At 32.8% G+C, this 20,766-nt stretch carries 22 protein-coding genes and 3 tRNA genes; 4 read left to right on the top strand and 21 right to left on the bottom strand.

Annotated elements, in window-relative coordinates; all coding sequences use genetic code 11:
• Positions 1–129: 129 nt before the first annotated feature.
• Positions 130–795: a response regulator transcription factor gene (locus K337_RS0102045; RefSeq protein ID WP_028855102.1), complete on the top strand. Its 666-nt coding sequence runs from the start codon at positions 130–132 to the stop codon at positions 793–795.
• Between the two features lie 3 nt (positions 796–798).
• Positions 799–2,181, top strand: a complete 1,383-nt coding sequence (locus K337_RS17475; protein WP_051251565.1) for a sensor histidine kinase — start codon at positions 799–801, stop codon at positions 2,179–2,181.
• Positions 2,182–2,242: 61 nt separating this feature from the next.
• On the opposite strand, the gene K337_RS0102035 is transcribed toward K337_RS17475, so the two are convergent.
• The 8 genes from K337_RS0102035 to K337_RS0102000 form a co-directional block, all read right to left on the bottom strand.
• Positions 2,243–2,800 carry a tetratricopeptide repeat protein gene (locus tag K337_RS0102035; protein ID WP_028855101.1) on the bottom strand — a complete coding sequence of 186 codons (558 nt, stop codon included), beginning with the start codon at positions 2,798–2,800 and terminating at the stop codon, positions 2,243–2,245.
• A gap of 42 nt (positions 2,801–2,842) precedes the next feature.
• Positions 2,843–4,669, bottom strand: a complete 1,827-nt coding sequence (glmS, locus tag K337_RS0102030) for a glutamine--fructose-6-phosphate transaminase (isomerizing) (RefSeq protein WP_028855100.1) — start codon at positions 4,667–4,669, stop codon at positions 2,843–2,845.
• 503 nt (positions 4,670–5,172) lie between these two features.
• The gene (rplT, locus tag K337_RS0102025; RefSeq protein ID WP_028855099.1) at positions 5,173–5,526 is read right to left on the bottom strand and encodes a 50S ribosomal protein L20; all 354 of its coding nucleotides are present in this window, start codon (positions 5,524–5,526) and stop codon (positions 5,173–5,175) included.
• A 53-nt stretch (positions 5,527–5,579) separates the two neighbouring features.
• Positions 5,580–5,789: a 50S ribosomal protein L35 gene (gene rpmI / locus K337_RS0102020; protein WP_028855098.1), complete on the bottom strand. Its 210-nt coding sequence runs from the start codon at positions 5,787–5,789 to the stop codon at positions 5,580–5,582.
• 28 nt (positions 5,790–5,817) lie between these two features.
• On the bottom strand, positions 5,818–6,363 hold the full coding sequence (infC, locus tag K337_RS0102015; RefSeq protein WP_051251564.1) for a translation initiation factor IF-3: 546 nt from the start codon (positions 6,361–6,363) through the stop codon (positions 5,818–5,820).
• 225 nt (positions 6,364–6,588) lie between these two features.
• A tRNA-Arg gene (locus K337_RS0102010) sits at positions 6,589–6,665 on the bottom strand.
• A gap of 47 nt (positions 6,666–6,712) precedes the next feature.
• Positions 6,713–6,804 (bottom strand) — tRNA-Ser (locus tag K337_RS0102005).
• A 5-nt stretch (positions 6,805–6,809) separates the two neighbouring features.
• Positions 6,810–6,897 (bottom strand) — tRNA-Ser (locus tag K337_RS0102000).
• A 343-nt stretch (positions 6,898–7,240) separates the two neighbouring features.
• Here K337_RS0102000 and K337_RS0101995 point away from each other — a divergent pair.
• Both K337_RS0101995 and K337_RS0101990 read left to right on the top strand, forming a co-directional pair.
• Positions 7,241–8,305, top strand: a complete 1,065-nt coding sequence (locus K337_RS0101995; RefSeq protein ID WP_084140764.1) for a sensor domain-containing diguanylate cyclase — start codon at positions 7,241–7,243, stop codon at positions 8,303–8,305.
• Positions 8,306–8,588: 283 nt separating this feature from the next.
• On the top strand, positions 8,589–9,452 hold the full coding sequence (locus tag K337_RS0101990; protein ID WP_028855095.1) for a CvfB family protein: 864 nt from the start codon (positions 8,589–8,591) through the stop codon (positions 9,450–9,452).
• Between the two features lie 60 nt (positions 9,453–9,512).
• On the opposite strand, the gene K337_RS0101985 is transcribed toward K337_RS0101990, so the two are convergent.
• The 13 genes from K337_RS0101985 to K337_RS0101925 form a co-directional block, all read right to left on the bottom strand.
• Positions 9,513–9,818 carry a hypothetical protein gene (locus K337_RS0101985; RefSeq protein WP_028855094.1) on the bottom strand — a complete coding sequence of 102 codons (306 nt, stop codon included), beginning with the start codon at positions 9,816–9,818 and terminating at the stop codon, positions 9,513–9,515.
• A 160-nt stretch (positions 9,819–9,978) separates the two neighbouring features.
• Positions 9,979–10,494: a peptide-methionine (S)-S-oxide reductase MsrA gene (gene msrA, locus K337_RS0101980; protein ID WP_028855093.1), complete on the bottom strand. Its 516-nt coding sequence runs from the start codon at positions 10,492–10,494 to the stop codon at positions 9,979–9,981.
• A 91-nt stretch (positions 10,495–10,585) separates the two neighbouring features.
• The gene (gap, locus tag K337_RS0101975) at positions 10,586–11,593 is read right to left on the bottom strand and encodes a type I glyceraldehyde-3-phosphate dehydrogenase (protein WP_028855092.1); all 1,008 of its coding nucleotides are present in this window, start codon (positions 11,591–11,593) and stop codon (positions 10,586–10,588) included.
• Between the two features lie 589 nt (positions 11,594–12,182).
• Positions 12,183–13,061 (bottom strand): sulfite exporter TauE/SafE family protein, encoded by an 879-nt coding sequence (locus K337_RS0101970; RefSeq protein ID WP_028855091.1) that lies wholly within the window; start codon positions 13,059–13,061, stop codon positions 12,183–12,185.
• A 45-nt stretch (positions 13,062–13,106) separates the two neighbouring features.
• On the bottom strand, positions 13,107–14,114 hold the full coding sequence (locus tag K337_RS0101965) for a proline racemase family protein (RefSeq protein WP_028855090.1): 1,008 nt from the start codon (positions 14,112–14,114) through the stop codon (positions 13,107–13,109).
• Positions 14,111–14,584 (bottom strand): glycine/sarcosine/betaine reductase component B subunit, encoded by a 474-nt coding sequence (locus K337_RS0101960; RefSeq protein ID WP_028855089.1) that lies wholly within the window; start codon positions 14,582–14,584, stop codon positions 14,111–14,113. Before K337_RS0101960 ends, K337_RS0101965 begins: the two co-directional genes overlap by 4 nt.
• An 11-nt stretch (positions 14,585–14,595) precedes the next feature.
• Positions 14,596–15,357, bottom strand: coding sequence for a proline reductase cluster protein PrdD (gene prdD, locus K337_RS0101955; RefSeq protein ID WP_028855088.1), 762 nt, complete (start codon positions 15,355–15,357; stop codon positions 14,596–14,598).
• Positions 15,358–15,381: 24 nt separating this feature from the next.
• Complete coding sequence (locus K337_RS20500; RefSeq protein ID WP_211226076.1) at positions 15,382–15,519, bottom strand: hypothetical protein; 138 nt, start codon at positions 15,517–15,519, stop codon at positions 15,382–15,384.
• Between the two features lie 135 nt (positions 15,520–15,654).
• The gene (locus tag K337_RS20495; RefSeq protein WP_037029056.1) at positions 15,655–16,098 is read right to left on the bottom strand and encodes a glycine/sarcosine/betaine reductase selenoprotein B family protein; all 444 of its coding nucleotides are present in this window, start codon (positions 16,096–16,098) and stop codon (positions 15,655–15,657) included.
• Between the two features lies 1 nt (position 16,099).
• The gene (locus K337_RS0101940) at positions 16,100–16,348 is read right to left on the bottom strand and encodes a CBO2463/CBO2479 domain-containing protein (protein WP_028855085.1); all 249 of its coding nucleotides are present in this window, start codon (positions 16,346–16,348) and stop codon (positions 16,100–16,102) included.
• Positions 16,349–16,357: 9 nt separating this feature from the next.
• Complete coding sequence (gene prdA / locus K337_RS0101935; RefSeq protein WP_028855084.1) at positions 16,358–18,250, bottom strand: D-proline reductase (dithiol) proprotein PrdA; 1,893 nt, start codon at positions 18,248–18,250, stop codon at positions 16,358–16,360.
• Positions 18,251–18,424: 174 nt separating this feature from the next.
• Positions 18,425–19,609, bottom strand: a complete 1,185-nt coding sequence (prdC, locus tag K337_RS0101930; RefSeq protein ID WP_037029055.1) for a proline reductase-associated electron transfer protein PrdC — start codon at positions 19,607–19,609, stop codon at positions 18,425–18,427.
• Positions 19,610–19,889: 280 nt separating this feature from the next.
• Positions 19,890–20,762, bottom strand: a complete 873-nt coding sequence (locus K337_RS0101925) for a polyprenyl synthetase family protein (protein WP_028855082.1) — start codon at positions 20,760–20,762, stop codon at positions 19,890–19,892.
• Positions 20,763–20,766 lie beyond the last annotated feature (4 nt).

Below are 20,766 nucleotides of genomic sequence, written 5' to 3'. Positions count from 1 at the left end.
TATACAAAAATGTAGTATAATAGATATATATAATACCGTTATCTTTTTAAAATCGATACCCTGAGTTTCTGTTTTTATTAATTTTAAGGGCATTCATAATATTATTTAAATACAAGGAGATGATATACCATGGAAAAAATTCTTATCGTTGAAGATGATAACAGCCTTTCACAACTATTGGAATTCCAACTGAAATATGCTCATTACGATACCGTTATTACCCCTAGGGGAGAAGAAGCAATTAAATTAATAAAAGAATACGATTACAACTTAATTATTTTAGATATTATGCTCTTAGACGGAAGTGGAATTGATGTCTGCAAGGAGATCAGAACTTTTTCTGAAGTTCCTGTAATTATGCTGACAGCTAAAGACAGTATCAATGATAAGATCTCTGCCTTTGATGCTGGAGCCGATGATTATTTGACAAAGCCATTTGAATTCGCTGAACTTTTAGCTAGGATAAAGGCTAACACTAAAAAATCTAAAAATTCTAAACCTAAAATTCTTACTCATAAAGGAATAACTATATTCTTAGATACATATAGAGCTGAAAGAGACGGAGTAGAATTAAATTTAACAAAAAAAGAATTAAAAATATTACAACTTTTATTGGAAAATAAAGGAAAAGTAATCAGTAAGGAAGAGATTATCAACAAATTATGGCAAGGTTTCTATGAAGAAAATAATAACATTGTATCAGTATACATCAACTATCTTAGAAATAAAGTAGATAAGGATTTTTCTGAAAAACTAATTGAAAATGTTAGAGGTATCGGATATATAATAAGGTAATTTATGGATAAACATATATCTATTAAACGTACCGTAATTACCTCCTACCTATCATCTATGCTTATTATTTTAATCTCTATTCATGTAGTGATTATTGTAGTATTTTTAAATTGGGAAAATAGGAGAATTAAATCTGAAATAAATAAAACCTCTCTTATCGTTCACAAAGAATTACAAATGGTTAAACATTTGGATAAAAATTCAGCTATTAAATTAATCAATAAAAAAATAGCTGAATTTGCTATAACCCAAGGAAGCCAACCTTCCTTGCATATCAATTTAATATATGAAAACATTTTTTTTTCCACTGAATCAAATGACTCTATTCACGATTACAACAAAGAATTAGGGAAATTTCAGTATGTATTAAATAATAAAAATGCCTTAATTATAAAGAATTTATTGCTAAAATTCGGAGATCAGAAGGTCTATCTTCAAATCTATTCCGATTCAGATGAAGTAAAGAACGATACTATAGCTCTTATGAACTCTCTTTTCTTTTCTAGTATTTTTATCATAATGATCTCCCTTGGCGTAGTGAGAAAGATCGACAAGATCATCCAATCGCCCATCCACGAGATCACTAAGACTGTAAAAAAAATTAATAGACACGATTTGAGCGAAAGAATCACCATTATAAACCAAAATAATGAACTGGGGAAACTTTCAATAGTCATAAATGAGATGATAGATCGATTGGACATATCATTTAAATCTCAAAATAAATTTATTTCCAATGCATCCCATGAACTTAGAACGCCCCTAGCAGTGATCAAAGGTTATGCAGATCTTTTAAATGCCGGGGCAAAATCTGATCCCGTTATGGTTGATCGGGGTATTGCGGAAATTTTAACAGAAGTAAGTAATATGGAAAACCTGCTAAAAAAACTTCTTTTTTTAGCTCGCAAAGAGAATAAAATGTTAAAAAATAATATTGTTCCCTTTGAAATTTCCTCTTTGATAAAAGAGCTTATGGAAAAACAACAACTTATAGATAAAGATCACAATTATAAAATTATACGAAATAAAATATCTATTTTAAATATCGATAAAGATTTGATCCTTCAAGCATTAAGGGAACTATTAAAAAATAGTTCTAAATATACACTTGAAAATCGCGAAATCTCCATCGATTCATTTCACAGGAAAAAATATCACTATATAGTAATCAAAGACCAAGGGAAAGGAATCCCAAAAGAAAATCTAAAACATGTTTTTGAAAGGTTCTATATCCAAGATGAAAGTCGAAACAGGCAAAAAAATAGCTTTGGCTTAGGTCTTTCCACTGTAAAGGATATCGTCGAACTACATGGCGGAAACATCTATATTGAAAGTGAATTCAACAAAGGAACTACTATAACCATAGAACTTACAAAACCTAGTTAATATAAGAGGAGAGATGAATTATCATCTCTCCTCTTTTTAATATATTCTAATATTTAAAATTTTATTTTCCTATCTTTTCTCTCAAAAATTCTATTTTTTCTTTAACAGCTTCGTCTCTTGGGTCAATTTCATAGGCAGCTATATATTCCTTCACCGCTCTTTTTAAACGCCCCATTCTCTCGTATTTTATAGCAAACTCTACATGAGCATCATAGATATCAAAATCTAAGAATATCGCCAAATCATAGGCTCTTATAGCATCTACTATCCTTCCTATCCTTGAATAAGCATTTCCCAATAAAAAATACACAAATGGAGCTTCTGGGTCTATATCTAAAGCTTTATTAAAAAGCTCTATAGCCTCTAAAAAATCGTCCTTTTCATAGTAGAGATACCCCATATACGCCATATACTCTGCATTTTCCGGATCTGATTCTAACACTTTCTTGTAAACCCTTATGGCATCATCTGTTTTTTTTTGGAAACAAAGTATTGCTCCTAATTCTTTCAAAGCCACACGATCATCTGGATTAAAAATCAGTTCTGATCTAAGATCTACTCTTCTCTCATCCAGGTTTTCCATCTCATTAATTTCCATAAATATTGCTGTTCTTAACATCTCTCTCTCCCCCCTGATTCTAAAAAAAAGTATCACAACTCCTTATTCTACTGTTACAGATTTAGCTAGATTTCTAGGTTTATCTACATCTACACCTCTATTTACAGCTGCATAATACGATAATATCTGCAATGGTATAACATTTATTACTGGTGAAAACAATTCATCTATTTCTGGTATATAGATAACTTCATCTGATATCCCTGATATTTCTGTATCTCCTACAGTTGCTACCGTTAATACTTTTCCACCTCTAGCTCTTACTTCCTCAATGTTCGATTTAACCTTATCATATGTATCACTTTTAGTAGCTATCGCTATCAATGGACATTCTTCATTTATAAGTGCTATAGGACCATGCTTTAATTCTCCCGATTGGTAACCTTCTGCATGGATATATGAGATCTCCTTCAATTTCAAAGCACCCTCATAGGCTATTGCTGTATTTATATTTCTACCTATGAATATACTAGATGCTACATCATCTAATATTGCTGCTTTTCCCTTAATATCATCTTCTATTTCTAATATTTTTTCTACAATATTTGGTAATTTTCTTAAATTTTCAATTATATATCTTCTTCTCTCTACACCTAATATATTTTTCTTTTCGCCTAGATATAAAGTCAGAATATAAAGTGCTACTAGTTGTGATACAAATGCTTTAGTAGAAGCTACACCTATCTCTAAACCTGCATTGGTATATACTGTTCCATCTGCTTCTCTAGATATAGTACTTCCCATTACATTGATTATTCCAATCGCCTTCGCTCCACTTTTTTTAGCCTCTCTCAGTCCCGCCAATGTATCTGCTGTTTCTCCAGATTGAGATATCAATATCACCAAGTCTGTTGCGGCAATTATTGGATTTTTATATCTAAATTCAGAAGCTACCTCTACTTCAACCGGTATCCTTAGCTCCTGCTCTATCATATATTTCCCTACTAAAGCAGCATGATAAGATGTTCCACATGCTACCATATGAATCTTAGTTATATTTTTTAATTCTTCTTCTGATAGTGTTATCTCATCTATGATAGCACTGTCACCATTTATCTTTCCATTTAAGGTCTCCGTGATAACCTTTGGCTGTTCATGGATTTCCTTTAGGGTAAAGTGATCGTACCCACCTTTTTCAGCAGCTTCTAACGACCATTCTATCTTTGTTTCCTCTGTACTTTTTTCATTTTTATCTAAATCCCATATCTTTATCTCATCTTTTTTTAATGAAGCTACATCTCCATCTTCTAAAAATATTACTTTATCAGTATATTCTAGGATTGCTGGTACGTCTGATGCTATATATTTTTCCTCTGCTCCTAATCCTATAACTAATGGTGACCCCTTTCTAGCTGCTACCAATAGATCAGGCTGATCCGATGAAATTACTCCTATTGCATAGGCACCATCTAAGATCGGCAATATTTTAAATACAGATTCTAACAGATCTCCAGTATAGTTATCCTCTAATAAATGAACTATAACTTCTGTATCTGTGTCGGATAAAAATTTATACCCTTTATTTTTAAGCTCTTCCCTCAATTCTGCATAATTTTCTATTATCCCATTATGTACAATAGATAGTTTATTATCCTGTGAATTATGAGGATGGGAGTTTCTAGTACTAGGTACTCCATGAGTAGCCCATCTAGTATGTCCTATGCCTACATGACCTAAAATCTCTTTGTCTTTTATTATTTCGCCTAAATTTGCTAATTTTCCTACCGATTTAAATGTTTTCATAAGTCCGTCATCGCTCAAAATTGAGATACCAGCTGAATCATATCCTCTATATTCCAATTTTGATAACCCGCTATATAAGACTTCCTTTGGTTTTTTGTTTCCTATGTACCCTACAATTCCACACATTTTTACTTCCTCCTAAAATATTTGATTTCAAATGTTCGTTTAGATCTATCGATCTAAAGGGTTATATTTTAAAAGAAAATAGCCACTAGAAGATTTTTGTAATAATCGTCACCGATTATTTTTGTTTCTTCTTTAGGTTGTGACAACCTCTAGGGTACCCGCCGATTTTCGATTTTCCCTAGCCCTCGTCAACTCCTGGTTTTACACCTTATTAAAGGTGAGAACTCATTCAGAAGTTCAGGCGCTTTTATATTTTTTTACTTTCTTTTAATTTCCCCATAACCTATTGTATAAAAAAAATAGAAACTATGTCAACTAACAATCCATTGATTTACATTTCAGAAAAAACATAAATTCTCTTTAAACTATTTTTTTCACAATTTAATGGTATTATATCACCATTCTGTACTATTTAAAAGTTAATTATTAATTAATTTTAATCTTTCAATAATTCTAATTTTATAAAAAAAAAGCTACTCAAATGAGTAGCTTTTAGATCTTTTTTATAATGCTGCTTTTGCAGTTTCTGCTAATTTAGCAAATTCTGCTGCATTGTTTACAGCTAAGTCAGCTAAAACTTTTCTATCTAAAACGATTCCAGCTTTCTTTAATCCGTTCATGAATTTAGAATACGTTACTTCGTTTAATCTCGCAGCAGCGTTTATTCTTATGATCCATAATTGTCTCATTTTTCTCTTTCTAACTTTTCTATCTCTTGTAGAGAAAGCTTCTGCTCTCATTACAGCTTGGTTAGCTTGCTTGAATACGTCACCAGACGCACCTCTAAATCCTTTAGCTCTCTTTAATATTTTCTTATGTCTTTTTCTTCTAATAACACCAGTTTTTACTCTTGACATTGCTTGTTCCTCCTATCTCAAAAATTTGCTTAACATCTATTTAAAGATTATAATTATCTTCCAACTTTACCTGTAGGTAATAATCTTACCATCATTCTAGCAGCACCTTTAGGTAATACCATATCTTTGTTTAAAGATCTCTTTCTTTTTGTCTTTTTCTTAGTTAAGATATGACTCATTCCTGATTTCTTAGTGATATATTTCCCTGTTCCAGTTACTTTTACTCTCTTAGCAGTTCCCTTGTGAGTTTTCATTTTAGGCATAATAAATATCCTCCTTTCAATTTTATGATTATTTTTTTAATGGTGATAACATGATAAACTTTTGCGGTCCACCATATTTTTTATCAACAATAGCTTCATCTTTAAAAATTTCAGCTACTTCATCAAGTTTTTTTATTCCTAGTGCAGCATGCATTCTCTCTCTACCAAATAACATAAGACTAGCTTTTACTTTGTGTTCTTTTTCAATGAACTTTCTAATCTTTCCTATTTTAGTTTCAAAATCATGTACATCTATTCTAGCTTTAAACTTAATTTCTTTAACTACAACTTGCTTTTGATTTTTCTTCGCTTCCTTAGCTTTCCTAGCCTGCTCATACTTATACTTTCCGTAGTCCATAATCTTACATACAGGTGGTTTAGCTGTAGGCGAAACTTCTACTAAATCAAGTTTTCTTTCTCCTGCAATGCTTAATGCTTCTCTTGAAGTCATTACTCCTAATTGCTCTCCATCATCCGATATTACCCTTACTTCTCTAGCTCTAATTCTTTCATTGATTCTAGTTTTGTTAGAAATAATAGTCACCTCCAAAATTATATAAAAAAAACAGGGCATGATAACACGCCCTGTAAAAGTTATTCCTAAAATTAAATTTTCATTTAATTTGTAACTCATTCACATTTTTAATTCGTAACCTAATGCATCTAACTTGATCCTAAGACCTAAACTCTTGTTTAGTGATGATAAGGTGAGAAACGGGCGTCTCTTCTTTTCATATATTTAATTTTTTATTTTACAAGACATGATATCACAAAAAAGATATAATGTCAACTATTTTTATGGCGTACCTAAGAGGAGTCGAACCCCTAACCTTCTGGTCCGTAGCCAGACGCTCTATCCAATTGAGCTATAGGTACGCATATTGAGTAAAAAAAAAGCGGTTACAACCGACTTAGTTTTTATATGGCGGAGAATGAGGGATTTGAACCCTCGGTACCCGGTAAAGGGTACACTCCCTTAGCAGGGGAGCGGATTCGACCACTCTCCCAATTCTCCGTATATGGCGATGAGACTGGGACTCGAACCCAGACCCCTTGCGGGTTCACCGGTTTTCAAGACCGGCTCCTTAGCCAGTTCGGACATCTCACCACTCGACAAGGACTATACTATCATATATATATATGATGGTCAACACTTTTTTCATTTTTTTTATAAATTTTACATTTTTTTCTGCATTTAAAACTAAAACGATATCAAATGTAACGATTATGTAGAAAAAACCTAGCTAATATGCATTTTTTTCAAATTAATAAATTTAATTTTTTTAGTTTTAAAAAGTAGGATAATCACAATACAATCTAAAAAAATTTGTAAAATCAAAATTCTAAAGTTAAGCTATATATATATGTAACTTTTTAAATATTGTTCTTTCACATCATAGAGACCTCTAAAGAGGTTATATTCTTAGTGATAAATCAAAGGAGGAAGTTTTATGAAAAAAATTAAGCTATTTACGACAATTATAATATCGATACAACTATTCATATTCATTGTATTATGGTTTCTATCATATGATAACGTATACAAACTAGCACATACAATTAATTCTATTTTTGTTCTTATCACGGGAGTTCTAATGATAAAGTATATCATCAAAACAAATAAAAAAGTAATTTCAGAAGAAAGTATTTCCAAGACTTTATTAAATCTATCCCTTGATGGTATATATATAGAAAATGAACGTGGAGAAATCCTTGAATGTAATCAAAGCGGCCATGAAATATTTGGATATACAAAAAAAGAGATGCTGAACCTTACTATAAGGGATCTTGTACCTAAAGAATTTGCTGAAGAAATTCCTAAAGTGATCCCCGATAATATGGCCACAGGAGATCTGTATTTAGAAAGAATTAATATGAAAAAAAATGGAGAGCTCTTTCCTACAGAAATAAACTCAAAATATATCTATATAAATGGTAAAAAAAGACTTATTGTGTTCGTAAGAGATATAAGTGTTAGAAAACAGATGGAAGATGACCTTAGAGAGATGTCTATAAAAGACGAACTTACAAAAACCTATAACAGAAGATACATCATGAAAAAACTAAAAGATGAGTTTTTCTTCTCCAAGATAAATAAATCTACTTTTTCTATTGCCCTGCTAGATATCGATAATTTTAAAGGAGTAAATGATAATTTTGGACATCTTTTTGGTGACGAGGTTCTCATAAAATTTTCAAATACTATCCAAAAAAATCTAAGAAAAAATGATTATTTAGGAAGGATCGGAGGGGAAGAATTTATAATTATTTTCTGTAATACATTTCTAATCGAAAGTTACGAAGTTCTTTTCAGGATAAAGGAAAAATTAAGTTTAATATCATGGGGAGAAAATGACTTTTCCATAACTTTCAGTGCTGGTTTATTTGAAGTCCCTCATAAAAATATAGATGAACACAGCAGTGAAAAAACTATAAAATTAATTGATGACCTTATGTATAAAGCTAAGGAATGTGGCAAAGATTGCATAATTACCCCAAGTAGTGAAAATTTATAACAAACTTTTTTAATTAAGTACTTCATTCTAATCCTTAAATATATTCATTGCTTTTTTCAACTTCCCCAAAATTAAAAATCATAAAATAACCCTCCATTCTTGGCTTCAAGACCTTCTAATCTTACCAAAAATAAGTTTATTTAGTATTTTATAGAATATATGGTATAATAATGGGTAACATTTGGCAAATATAGTGGCGTATTTTGAATTTAATGAGGAGATAATAATGAATGAAGTAACAAAGAACAATGAAATAATGGAAGAAGAAGCACCTAAACAATCAATAATCAAGATGGGTAAAAGACAAAAGTTAACTGTAAACAACATCTCAACTATCGGAGCTTACCTTGATGCTGAAACTGGAAATACAGACGACAATGTCTTACTGCCAAATAATCAGATTGAAGGAAAAAACATCCAAGAGGGAGACGTTTTAGATGTATTCATATATAGAGATTCTGAAGATAGATTAATAGCTACATTTGAAGCTAGTTTCGCTGTAGCTGGAACAATGGCAAAATTAAAAGTTGTAGATATCGCTCCATTCGGTGCATTTTTAGACTGGGGATTATCTAAAGACCTTCTTTTACCAAAGGGTCAGGAAGAGTGTAGAGTAGAGATCGGAAAAACTTATTTAGTAGGATTATTCGAGGATAAAAAAGGCAGGGTTTCTGCTACCATGAACGTATATAAGTTCTTATTACCTAACTTTGACTTAGAAAAAAATGAATTGGTAATAGGTACAGTATATAGAGTAGTTCCTGAGATCGGTATATTCGTAGCTATAGAAGATAGATACTACGGACTTATTCCTAACAACGAATTTTTTGGTAATTATAAAGTAGGAGACGAAATAGAAGCCCGTGTAATCAGAACTAGAGAAGATGGAAAGGTTGACCTTAGTCCTAGACTACTAGCTCATGTACAGATGGATAAGGACGCTTCTATGATCTTAGAGAGTATTCAAACTAACTACCATAAAAAATTGACTATCAGTGATAAGAGTTCTCCTGAAGATATTAAAAGAGAATTTGGACTTAGTAAAAAAGCTTTTAAAAGAGCTATCGGTGGACTATTAAAAAATAGACTTATTGAAAAAACAGAAGCTGGTTTCAAACTTACTGAAGCTGGAAAAAATCATAAATAAGATAAAAAGGGAAAACTGAAATTCAGTTTTCCCTTTTTTTATCTTACTTTTTCTTAACCTTTATTCTCCCCTTAACATACCTTCAATTTTATCTAAAATTTCAAAAGGATGTTTAAGTTTTTCTAATTTTTCCTCATTGGTGTGTCCAAACAAATCATGATAGCCAAGAGAATCACTTAATTTTACTACTCTAGCATCTAGACTAGCCCTTAAATCTGAAAGTTCTATCTTTTCTAAATCTTTTCCCTTGTTAGTAGCATATAAAAATATCCTGTCATCCTGATCTAAAAACGCTCTTTTTATATACTGTACAGATTCATCCATGAACTTTTTTTCTACTATAAGTTCTTTTTTTATTAGATGCATTTTCTCCCCCTATAATTCTATTTTTTATCTCTATGTGTAATAACTTTATTTTTGCTCTTAATATAATTGATTATTAAAATGATATAAATTATACCATCTGAACTACCATAAGACAACCGAAAAAGAATGACTTCAAACATTAGTATTATCTAGAATAGATCTATTTTTTCCTAACTGGCTCCTGTCTCTCTTTATCTTTTAAAAGTGAAAAATTTATATGACAATATCCACTTGGATTTTTTTCTAAATACTCCTGATGGAACTCCTCGGCGTCATAAAACTTATCCAATTTTTCTACTTCTACAACTATAGGATTTGAGTAACTATTTCTCTGATCTTCTATATATTGTTCGATAGCTTCCCTATCTTCTAAATCCATATAATATATTCCTGTTCTATACTGGGTACCACTATCCCCCCCTTGTTTATTCAATAAAGTTGGATCTATTATTCTAAACAGATGATTTAAAACCATTCTTAATGGTAATATTTTTTCGTCATACTCCAAAAAACAGGCCTCTACGTGCCCTGTTTTACCAGTACATACTTCCTTATAAGTAACCTCTTCAGTTATTCCATTGGCGTAGCCTGATTTGGTAGCCAAGATCCCCCTTACTCTTTTAAAATAAGCTTCTACACCCCAAAAGCATCCGCCTGCCAACACTATTTTCTTCATCAGAATCACCTCCTAATATAAGATATACCACAAATTCCATATAATAAAAACCTCCCTTCTATATAGTAATATAGTTAGGAGGTAATAATTTTTATATATTTGATATTTTTTTACAAGTTCTAACTAATTGAGCAGTGTAAGACATCTCATTGTCATACCAAGCCAAAACTTTTATTATTTGATGTCCATCTACCGTCATAACCGTTGTACATTGTGCATCAAATAAAGATCCATAGTGCATCCCTATACAATCCGAAGAAACAATAGGATCCTCTGTATAACCCAATGTCTCGTTGGCTGCTTCTTTCATCGCTCTATTAATATCTTCTGCTTCAACGTTCTTTTTTAATCTAACCATAAGATCTACACAAGAACCAGTTACAGCAGGAACCCTTATAGCTGCCCCTCCTAATTTCCCGTCCAGATGTGGTATTACCTTACCTAAAGCCGTTGCCGCTCCTGTTGTCGTAGGAACCATGTTCCCTGCAGCTGTTCTACCTCTTCTTGAATGAATTCCTTTTTTATGAGATCCATCCAGGGTATTTTGATCATTTGTAAAGGCATGAACAGTTGTCATGTATCCTCTGATTACTCCAAATTTATCATCTAAAACTTTTACAATCGGAGCTAAACAATTTGTTGTACAAGATGCTCCTGATATTATAGTTTCACTTCCATCTAAGATATGATCATTTACATTATATACAACTGTTTTCATATCTCCAGAAGCTGGTGCTGATATAACTACTTTTTTTGCTCCTGCATCTATATGAGCCTGTGATTTTTCCTTTGAAGTATAAAATCCACTGCACTCTAAAACTACATCTACATTTAATTTACCCCATGGTAAATTTACCGCTTCCCTTTCTGTGAATACAGCGACCTCTCTTCCATCTATCATTATATTATTTTCTGTATGCTTTATTAAATCCTCTTTAAATCTTCCTTGGGCTGTATCATATTTTAATAGGTACGCCGCTGTCTCCGCCCCACTCATACTATTTATTGCCACTACTTCAAATTCGGGATTATCTTCCATCATTCTTAATGCTAATCTTCCAATTCTTCCAAAACCATTTATCGCTACTTTTACTGACATGCTTCCCCCTTGAGAATATATTAAAATTTTTCACATCTCAATATAACCCGTTTCCACCCTAAAAGTCAACAAAAAGATGAAAAAAAGAGCATTTTTTCATCTTTTTGTGAGCAATTATTGTACACTTATATCGAAAAAATGATTTTTTGTTAAAAAAATTTGAAATTGTAGATTCCAAATAAAACAAAAGCCCTCCTAACTGTAATAGTCATACAGTTAGGAGGGCTTTTGTTTTATATTCTTTTAGGAAAGAAAGAAACGAAAAAAAATTTATTATTTTCATTTACTTATACTTATCAGATGTAAGTTCCCTTTAAAAAGTTTATTTTTTCCTTACAGATCTTAATTTTTGATCGATTTATATACTTAATTCTTCCATAAAATTTTCATATAATAAGTATAGTATAAAATATATTTATATGTTATAATGGTTAATATGGATGTTATATAATACAAAAATATGTTTTAATGAGTAGAGTAAATGGATTTTTAGATAATAAAAAAACCTTCCTCAATTAATAGATTGTACCTCTAATAACTGGGAAGGTTTAATTAAATTGAAATATATCCAATCAACTTGTAGATTAAATTAAGCTGCTACTGAAACAGGCTTTCTAGAATCTTTTATTAATTTAATAGCTGTATATAATACTACTGCTATAACTATCTTAGTCAATATTGCTATAGGTAACCCTGTAACTAAATAAGCAGCAATAACTACTCCTACAACACCAAATATAGCATTCATTAAAGTTGCTTTTCTATTGTAAGCTCCTGCCTTAATAAACTTTACACTTGCTGCCGGCATAAGGTATGCACAAGATCCCATCATAACTGGAAATGCTACTAAAGGACTTAAACCTAGAGCATATACTAAAGCCATACAAGGTGCATATAGACCTATTCCTAAAGTCATAAGAGCTCCTAAGATGAAGTTTCCAACTACAGCTATAACTAATTTAATTCCAGATAGTCCTACTGCTTCTCCTCCACCTTGGATTAATCCTAACTGTTGTGCAACCATTATCAATACTACTATTACTAAAGCCGATCCCATGTATAGTTGTACTTTTTTCTCATCTAATTTAGCTACATATCCTGCTCCTAATATAGCTCCAAGAGTTGCCGCTACTAACATAGAAATTAATGTCATTGGTTCAACTTCAACTTTTTTTATAAATATAAAAGCTTCAGCCATTACAGGTATAGTCATTGCTGTATTTAAAGTTCCCGGTAAAATTCTGTCATGAACCAAGTTAAACTGCTTAAAAAGTGCCGTCATCGGTGCGAATCCTCCGATACCTAATGTATCAAAGAAATTTACTCCTAAACCTATTCCTGCATGTGCTGCTGTACTGCCTTCATCTACCCCAGCGTTATTCATTTTAAACTCTTTGTAATCTTTAGCAAAAACAACTAAATACCAAATACCCATAATTGCTAAAATCCCCAGTAATACTTGTACCATAATTTTTTCCTCCTCTTTGATTTTATTTTATTTTGTTCGTTACTCCTACTTCAGTGAGAACCCATATTTCAATGGATCTGTTGGATCTACATATAAATGGTTTACTCCAGTAATGTATGCACTTGCTGTAATTTGCGGAGTTACATATTTTACTCCATCTTTTTCAGATGTTTCTAATATTTCACCGATAAATTTAGTTTCAATTATACTTTCATAAACAAATCTTTCACCTTTTGCTAACTTTCCTTTAGTAAATAAAGTAGCCATCTTAGCACATGTTCCTGTTCCACAAGGTGATCTATCTACTTGACCTTCTCCAAATACCACTACATTTTGTAATGTCGCATCTTCACTCTTAGCCGGTCCATACATCTCTACTAAATCAATCGTCTTGATATGATCTAATTCAGGATGCTTTACTATAATTTGCTCATTAGCAGCTTTTAATATTTTAACACCTAATTCGCATAATTTATTTGTATTAGCCGGGCATATATCTAACCCTAATTGAGACGCTTCTAATATAGCGAAGAAACTTCCCCCAAATGAAACATCTAAAGTAAGTGTTCCTATTCCATCTACATCTATTTTAACGCCTTCTTTATGTAAAAATGCTGGTACATTAGTAAATGATACTTCTAAAGCTTTCCCATCTTCTACTCTAACTCTACCTTTTATTAATCCTGCAGGAGATTCCATTGTGATGTTTGTATATGGTTCTGTAACTTCTACCATTCCCATCTCAACTGCAACTGTCATTGCACCAATAGTTCCATGACCACACATGTTTAAGTAACCTCCTCCGTCCATGAAGATTATTCCTAAATCTGCTTCATCTATTGTAGGTGTTACTATGATTGATCCAAACATATCAGCGTGACCTCTAGGTTCATGCATAGCTAATGTTCTTACATCATCCAAGTTTGATTCTAAATAACTCTTCTTTTCTGCCATTGTTTTTCCAGGGATTTTTGGTACACCACTGATGATTATTCTAGTTGGTTCTCCCATTGTGTGTGAATCTACAGCTATTATCTGTTTGTTGATTTTCATTCTTTGTTCCCCCTTCTTATTTTAAGCTTTAACATTGCCAAAGCTTTTTTTGCGTCTAAGTAAGTCATGTTGTTTTCTCCAACAACTTCTGTTTCAATACCATTTTCGTTTTTATTTATATCGACTATAGTATCCATATATTTATTTTTAACTACAAATTCTGCCTGTGTTCCCACAAAACTCATTCCAACTACTGGTATTTCTCTTTCACCTATCTCTCTCATGGTATTTTCATAGTCAACATGACTATTTCCCCATCCATCCAGTGAAAAAATAACACCATCAGCTCTCATGGCTTCAATTAAATTTGCAGCTCTTTTACCTACAAAATTTTTCTCTTCATTTAACTGTGGAGTGCCTACTAATATTATTCCCAATAGATCTATATCCGAATCTTTAGAAACAACATCTAATAACGGATCTCTAAAATGATGCAGTGTTGTTTCCTTAGTTGAAGGTCCAATTCCCATAATAATTCCTCCTAATGCATAGCCTTAATAGCTCCATCCCTATATTCGTTTGGAGTTAATAGTACAGGCATATTGTATAATTCAATTATAGATTTTCCTCCTGAAAATCCAGATGGTTCTCTAGAAAAAAGTCTTGTATCATACATAGCTCCCTGTCCTGCAACTTGCTTTAGTATAACCACTTTTTTAGCTCCTGGTTTTATCTCGTCAAAAAATTCACATACTTCTGTGCAGCTTCTTCCATTCAAGTTTTTTAATTTTTTTCTTATTCCTTGAACAAGATCATCACAAATTTCATGGCACTGATCTATTCCTTCTCTTGTTTTGGCTCCACCTGATACTAGAGTTAAATCTAGATGAATAATTATATCTGTATCTCGAGGAGTTCCTGCCCTTCCAAATACCACTTGTTCCGATAATATTCCTTCTGAAGATCCGAATTCTGCAACCTGGACTCCATCTTCATCTACACCTGTTATCATAACGCTTACACCTGTTAATGTATGAGTTATTCCTTCACCTATATTCCCTAATACCTTTGTTGAGATAGGAATAAAATCCATAATAGAATTAACAAACTTATCTTTTTCATTTGGTTTTATTATTTCGATCTTCAATTCTTTCACATATTCTAATCCACATTTTATCTCTGGAGTTTTAAATTCATCCCCTAGAGATAAAACATGATTATAGATCGAAGTGGCTTCCGAAAAAACCACTTCTTCTATGTGAAAAGCTTTTATTTGCAATTTACGCCTCTTTAAGCTCTTCATATCTTACTCCTTTAAAAACCCTACTTATACCTTTGCGATATACTCGAATGGTAATGGTACAATTTTACCTGGTGTTTGTATTTCCATTAAGTTTTCTAAAGTTGCCTTTAAAATCTCTAGTTGCATCTTGTGATCATTTGGTGCTCCTGCATTTGCTCCCATTGGTACGTTTGGTGCTACTGCTCTTGGTGTTCCAGATTGTCTTACAACTGGAGGTAATGCTGCTACAATTATTGTAGGAATCCCCGATTCCTCAATCGCTCTCTGTACTAATACAGCAGAACGGTGACAAGTCCCTCAGCCAGCAGTTAATACTACAGCGTCTACTCCGTCTTCTTTAAATTTTGCAGCGATGGCAGGACCAGTTTCATTTTTAAATTTCTCTTGGTTTCCACCTCCACCCATGAATCCAGCGTGAACATTAGCCACACCTTTAATATATCCTTCTTTTGCTAATTCATTTAATGGATCTACTGGGAACATACAGTTAACGTCTTTGTTTACGTCTCCGTTGTCATACCCACCATGAGATACCATCATATCAGATGTAGGTGCATCTCCTGGAATAAATCTATATGTGAAATCTCCAGCAAAGTTAAATCTTTCTTGTGATTTTAAATGTACTCCTGCAGCAGTTGCTAAACCTATCTTCATTTCGTTTAAAGGTTTAGTTACTGGCGTCCAAACAGACTTAGGAGTGATCGGTACAAATATTTCAGATTGCATACCTTTTATTGCCATTCTATTTTCCTCCTCTATTATTTTTCTCTATATTACTTACATATTTTTCATTTACTTCTCCAGATATTACTTCTGGAAAACTCAGATTAAATTCAACCTCTTGACCTACTTTTAATTCGTAATCAGTTATCAGCATTCTCATAGGTACAGTTAGATGACCTAACCTTCCTTTTAAATCCATAGATACGCCACCTTCAGATAGCTTTACTATGATTCCCTGCATCTTTATTAATCTATCTCCATATTTCATATCATAAACCTACTTTGTTTTTAATTTTTCTGTTCTTTTTTCACTCATAGGAATAGAAGTTTCATTTAAAACTCTGTCTATTTTTGTCCCTAAGTGAGCTTCTACAGATTCTAAGTTTAACTCTTTAACATTTGGATTCCACTTTCTTTCAGGTCCTTTAACTTTTGAACCATCCATAGCAGACTTTAACATTCCAAGAGCTCTTAAAGCATCTTCTTTACATAAAGTATTACAAGCAAGTACTTCATTTTCGATTCCTTCTTCAGACTTGTTGTTATCTACCATGTATTCCATATATTTGTTTCCTACAACTAATGCACCTTGAACTGCTGAGAATGACATTCCTACTACTTTCATTCCTCTCATTCCTACTTGCTCAATATGACTTGCGAAGTCGATATGGTTATTTCCAAATCCTTCAGTTGTTACGATAGCTCCTTCTACGTCTAAAGCTTCAACTGTCATACCTAATCTCTCTGATACATAGAATTTTTCAGCGTTTACTTGTGGACTTCCAACAAATATTACACCACATAAATCTATTTCAGGGTCGTTCATAGCTTCGATTACTAATGGCTCTCTATAGTAATGTCTAGAACATTCTTTTGATGCAGGTCCGATACAAGTTAATGCATGAACTCCTCCATCTAATACTTCTAATGGAGATAAAACGATTGGTAAGTTTCCTAAGTCAACGTTTGGTCTTCCACCCATGATTCCTGCTGGTTCAGTTGGTAAAATGATGTTGTCATGCATTGCACCTTGTCCCATGATTTCTTTTATTACTACTACTTTTTTCTTTCCAGGTCTTCTGAATTGAACTAATTCTTCAGTTTCTGTTACTAAAGTTTCGTCAGCTTTCTTTAATACATTTCTGATCTCTTGAGTGATGAAATCACTTGCAGCATGAGCAGCTAATGGACCAGGTCTTTCCATGTTTGTTCCAGCTTTGATTGTAACTGTAGTTTTGATGAAGATATCCCCTTTATCAGGTGATCCAGGTCTATTCCACATGATGTTTTCAGATAAGATTCCTTCAGATGATCCGAATTCTCCTATTTGTACTCCATCTTCATCTACACCAGTTACCATTACGATAACACCGTCGATTACTCTTGTAGTTCCTGTTCCTAAGAAGCAGTCTTCTTCTTTTGTAGCTATTGGTTGTACGTCCATGATAGTTTCACTGTAAGTGTCATACTCTGCAGGAGTGATGATATCTACAGTCATAGATGTTACTAACTCTTGAGATTCTACGGCTTCTAACTCTACACCTTTTCTTACAGTAAGAGTAGTTCCTTCTATTTTAGTTTCTTCTCCAAATACTACATTTTCAATTTTGAAATGTTTCTTAGTTAAAGATCTTAATTTTCTTTCAGGTAATACTGCTGCAGTTTCAGTAGTTGCTGCAGTTTCTTTTATTTCTACAACTTGTGCAACTGGTGCAGTTGTTGCTGCTGAAGTAGACGCTGCTTGAGTTCCAAACATTGGAATTTCTAAGTTGATGTCTTTTCCTTCACCTATGTGGATTTTTAACATTCCACCATTTAATGATGTTGTCATTGAAGCAGGTGCTACAGCTTCAGTAGCTGCTGTTGGTGTTCCAACTATTTCTTCCTTAACTTCTTCTTTTACTTCTTCAGTTTGTACATTAATTCCCTCTAACATATCAGCTGTTAATGGTGTTAACGCTTCTGCGGTTTTAATTAATTTTGCTCCTAAAACCTCACCGATTTTTAATGTATTTTCATCAAATTTTAATAACCCTGACTCTTCTAAGTCGAAGAATATTGCGGGGTCCTCTAAGTTTGAAGGCTCGATTATTGTTCCGGCCTCAAATCTACAACAACTTACAGCGTTGTCCATTGCATGCTCTTTTGCAGTTTCTACAGTGATTGACATTTTTCCCTCCTGATTTTCTTTTAAGATTGAATTAACATAAAAGTTAACTCTTATATATATAATTTATTTTTTCTTACTTCTATAAATTTTGTGTCTTGCACCACGAAGTATGTGGTCCGTGCTATGGTATACAGGTACTCCCAACCTAGGAGCTACAGTCATTACTGTATTCGTTCAGTCTTCGCAAGTTCCTGTTATTATTACTTCTGCACCTTGACTCTTTAAAAATAATACTTTTTCTGCTTGTCCTGGACAAATTCCCGGCTTATCGCATCTGTATCTTCCATTAACTTCTACCATCCTCTTACACTTGGCTTCCGCGACTACTTCTCCACCCATACCGTGAGCTATTTCAGTTAATCTTTCTTCTCCAGCTCCACATTCACAAGCGATTATTCCGACTTTTCTCGTATCTTTTGGATACGGCATTGCCACTAATATTCCACCTGTAGTTTTAGTTATTGATGCATCTTCAGTTATAGCACTTCCAGTAAATGGACCTCCAGCAACTATCTCTCCATAAGGAAGTATATAGCCACCACTTTTTTCAATATATTCTTTTACAGTTGCTCCAATTGGAACATCTGAGAAAACTTTACCTTTTTCAGCATTTACAACTCTTCCACCTACTGTAATATCTTTGTCGATTACAGGTTTTCTATCTTCTACAGCCAATACTAAGTTCTTTAAAGTTTCTACATTAAATACTACAGCATTTGCTTTAGATGGTAATTCACCTGGTTGTAATTCAATTCCCAGAACTTCTCTGACAATTACTCTTTCATCTCCAGCAGGATACATATTTGGTAACCATTTTATTTCTATATTTTCATAGTTTTTCAAAACTTTACCAATAGCCATGGCAGCATTAAGATACTTAGGCTTCATAGCAATATAACCCATCTCAGATCCTGTAGATTCCATGGCATATTTAACACCTTTTACTACAATTTCTGGATTTTTCTCCATTAACTCTACATTATGTGATAATACAGGTTCGCACTCAGCAGCATTGGCTAATACATAACCTCCATTTAATTTTGTAGATAATTTAATGTGACTTGGGAAACCTGCCCCACCTGATCCTACTATTCCTGCTTCAAATGCATATTCAGAAATACTTTCACATTCTTTTATTTTTAAATAATCATTTGAATTTTCTTCGGTTTGTTGAATCTCTATATAAGAATCGGTTATTTTTTTCACTACACCGTTCACACTTGAGTGTATTTTACATCCTAATGAAATTGGTTCAGCTATACACTGACCTCTTTTCACTTCCTCATCTATCTCTACAATTGATTTAGAAGGAGCTCCTACAGCCATTTTTAGAACAAACTTGAATTTTTTCATACTCATTAAATTTTCACCCCCTTAAATTTAAACATCCTATGTTTATACATCCATTTTTTCATCTAAGTGAATCTTTGCACAGTTATATATTCACATATTTTTTATATTACGTCAAGAATTAATTGGAATATTTCAAAAAAAAAAATACACCTCTTCTAGAGTCCAATAACCACAATAAGTGTTCTGTAACAGATTAAAAGATTTTAATTCTTGATGATTTAGATATAGTTTTCACACCAAACCTTTTGTCAAAAAAACAAGGGATCACAGCTTGTGATCCCTTGCACTATTTTCTTCTATTCCCTATATAATCAGCCAATTCCATATGCCATTTTGCCTCTTCCCCGAAGACATCAAACATTATTTGCTTAGCCTCTTCTATTTTCTCTGACAAAATTTCCTTGGTTTTTTCCATCCCAAAAATCGAAGGATAGGTAGACTTCAATAGCTCCTTGTCGCTTCCTACTGGTTTCCCAATCTCCTCAAAAGTTCCCTCGATATCCAAAATATCATCCTTTATCTGGAAAGCTAACCCTATTAATTCTGCATATTTTTTCAAAACTTCCCTTTTCTCAGCCTCTGCACCTGCAATTATACAAGCACACTCTATTGGCAGCATCAATAGTTTTCCAGTTTTATGAGTATGAATATATTGTAGTGTCGGGAGATCTATCTCTTTCTCCTCAGATTCTATATCCACCATCTGTCCGCCGATCATCCCATTTACCCCTGCATAATTAGAGGTCAATTTAACCATCTCCACTATTTTAGATGGTTCAAGATCTTCTCTAGTTATCAAATTAAAGGCGTGAGTTAGGAGTGCATCTCCTATTAATATAGCTTCTGCCTCTCCAAATTTTTTATGGGTTGAAAATTTTCCTCTCCGATAATCATCGTTATCTAAAGCCGGTAGATCATCGTGAACCAATGAATAAGAATGAATCATCTCTATAGCTACACTCATAGGCAGTCCATTTTTTTCCTGGACTCCCAATAGATCTAATGTCATCAAAAGTAAAATAGGTCTCAGTCTCTTCCCACCATTCAATACAGAGTATTTCATCCCTTCGGCTATAACTTTTGGATATTTTATCTCATTTAGATATTCTTCAATAACTAGATCTACCAGTGTCCTTCTTTCCTTTAAGTATTCCTTCATAATT

Source organism: Psychrilyobacter atlanticus DSM 19335 (genome assembly GCF_000426625.1).
Lineage (GTDB): Bacteria > Fusobacteriota > Fusobacteriia > Fusobacteriales > Fusobacteriaceae > Psychrilyobacter > Psychrilyobacter atlanticus.
The sequence above is the reverse complement of the archived record's forward strand: the minus strand, read 5'-3'. Positions and strand labels throughout refer to the sequence as shown.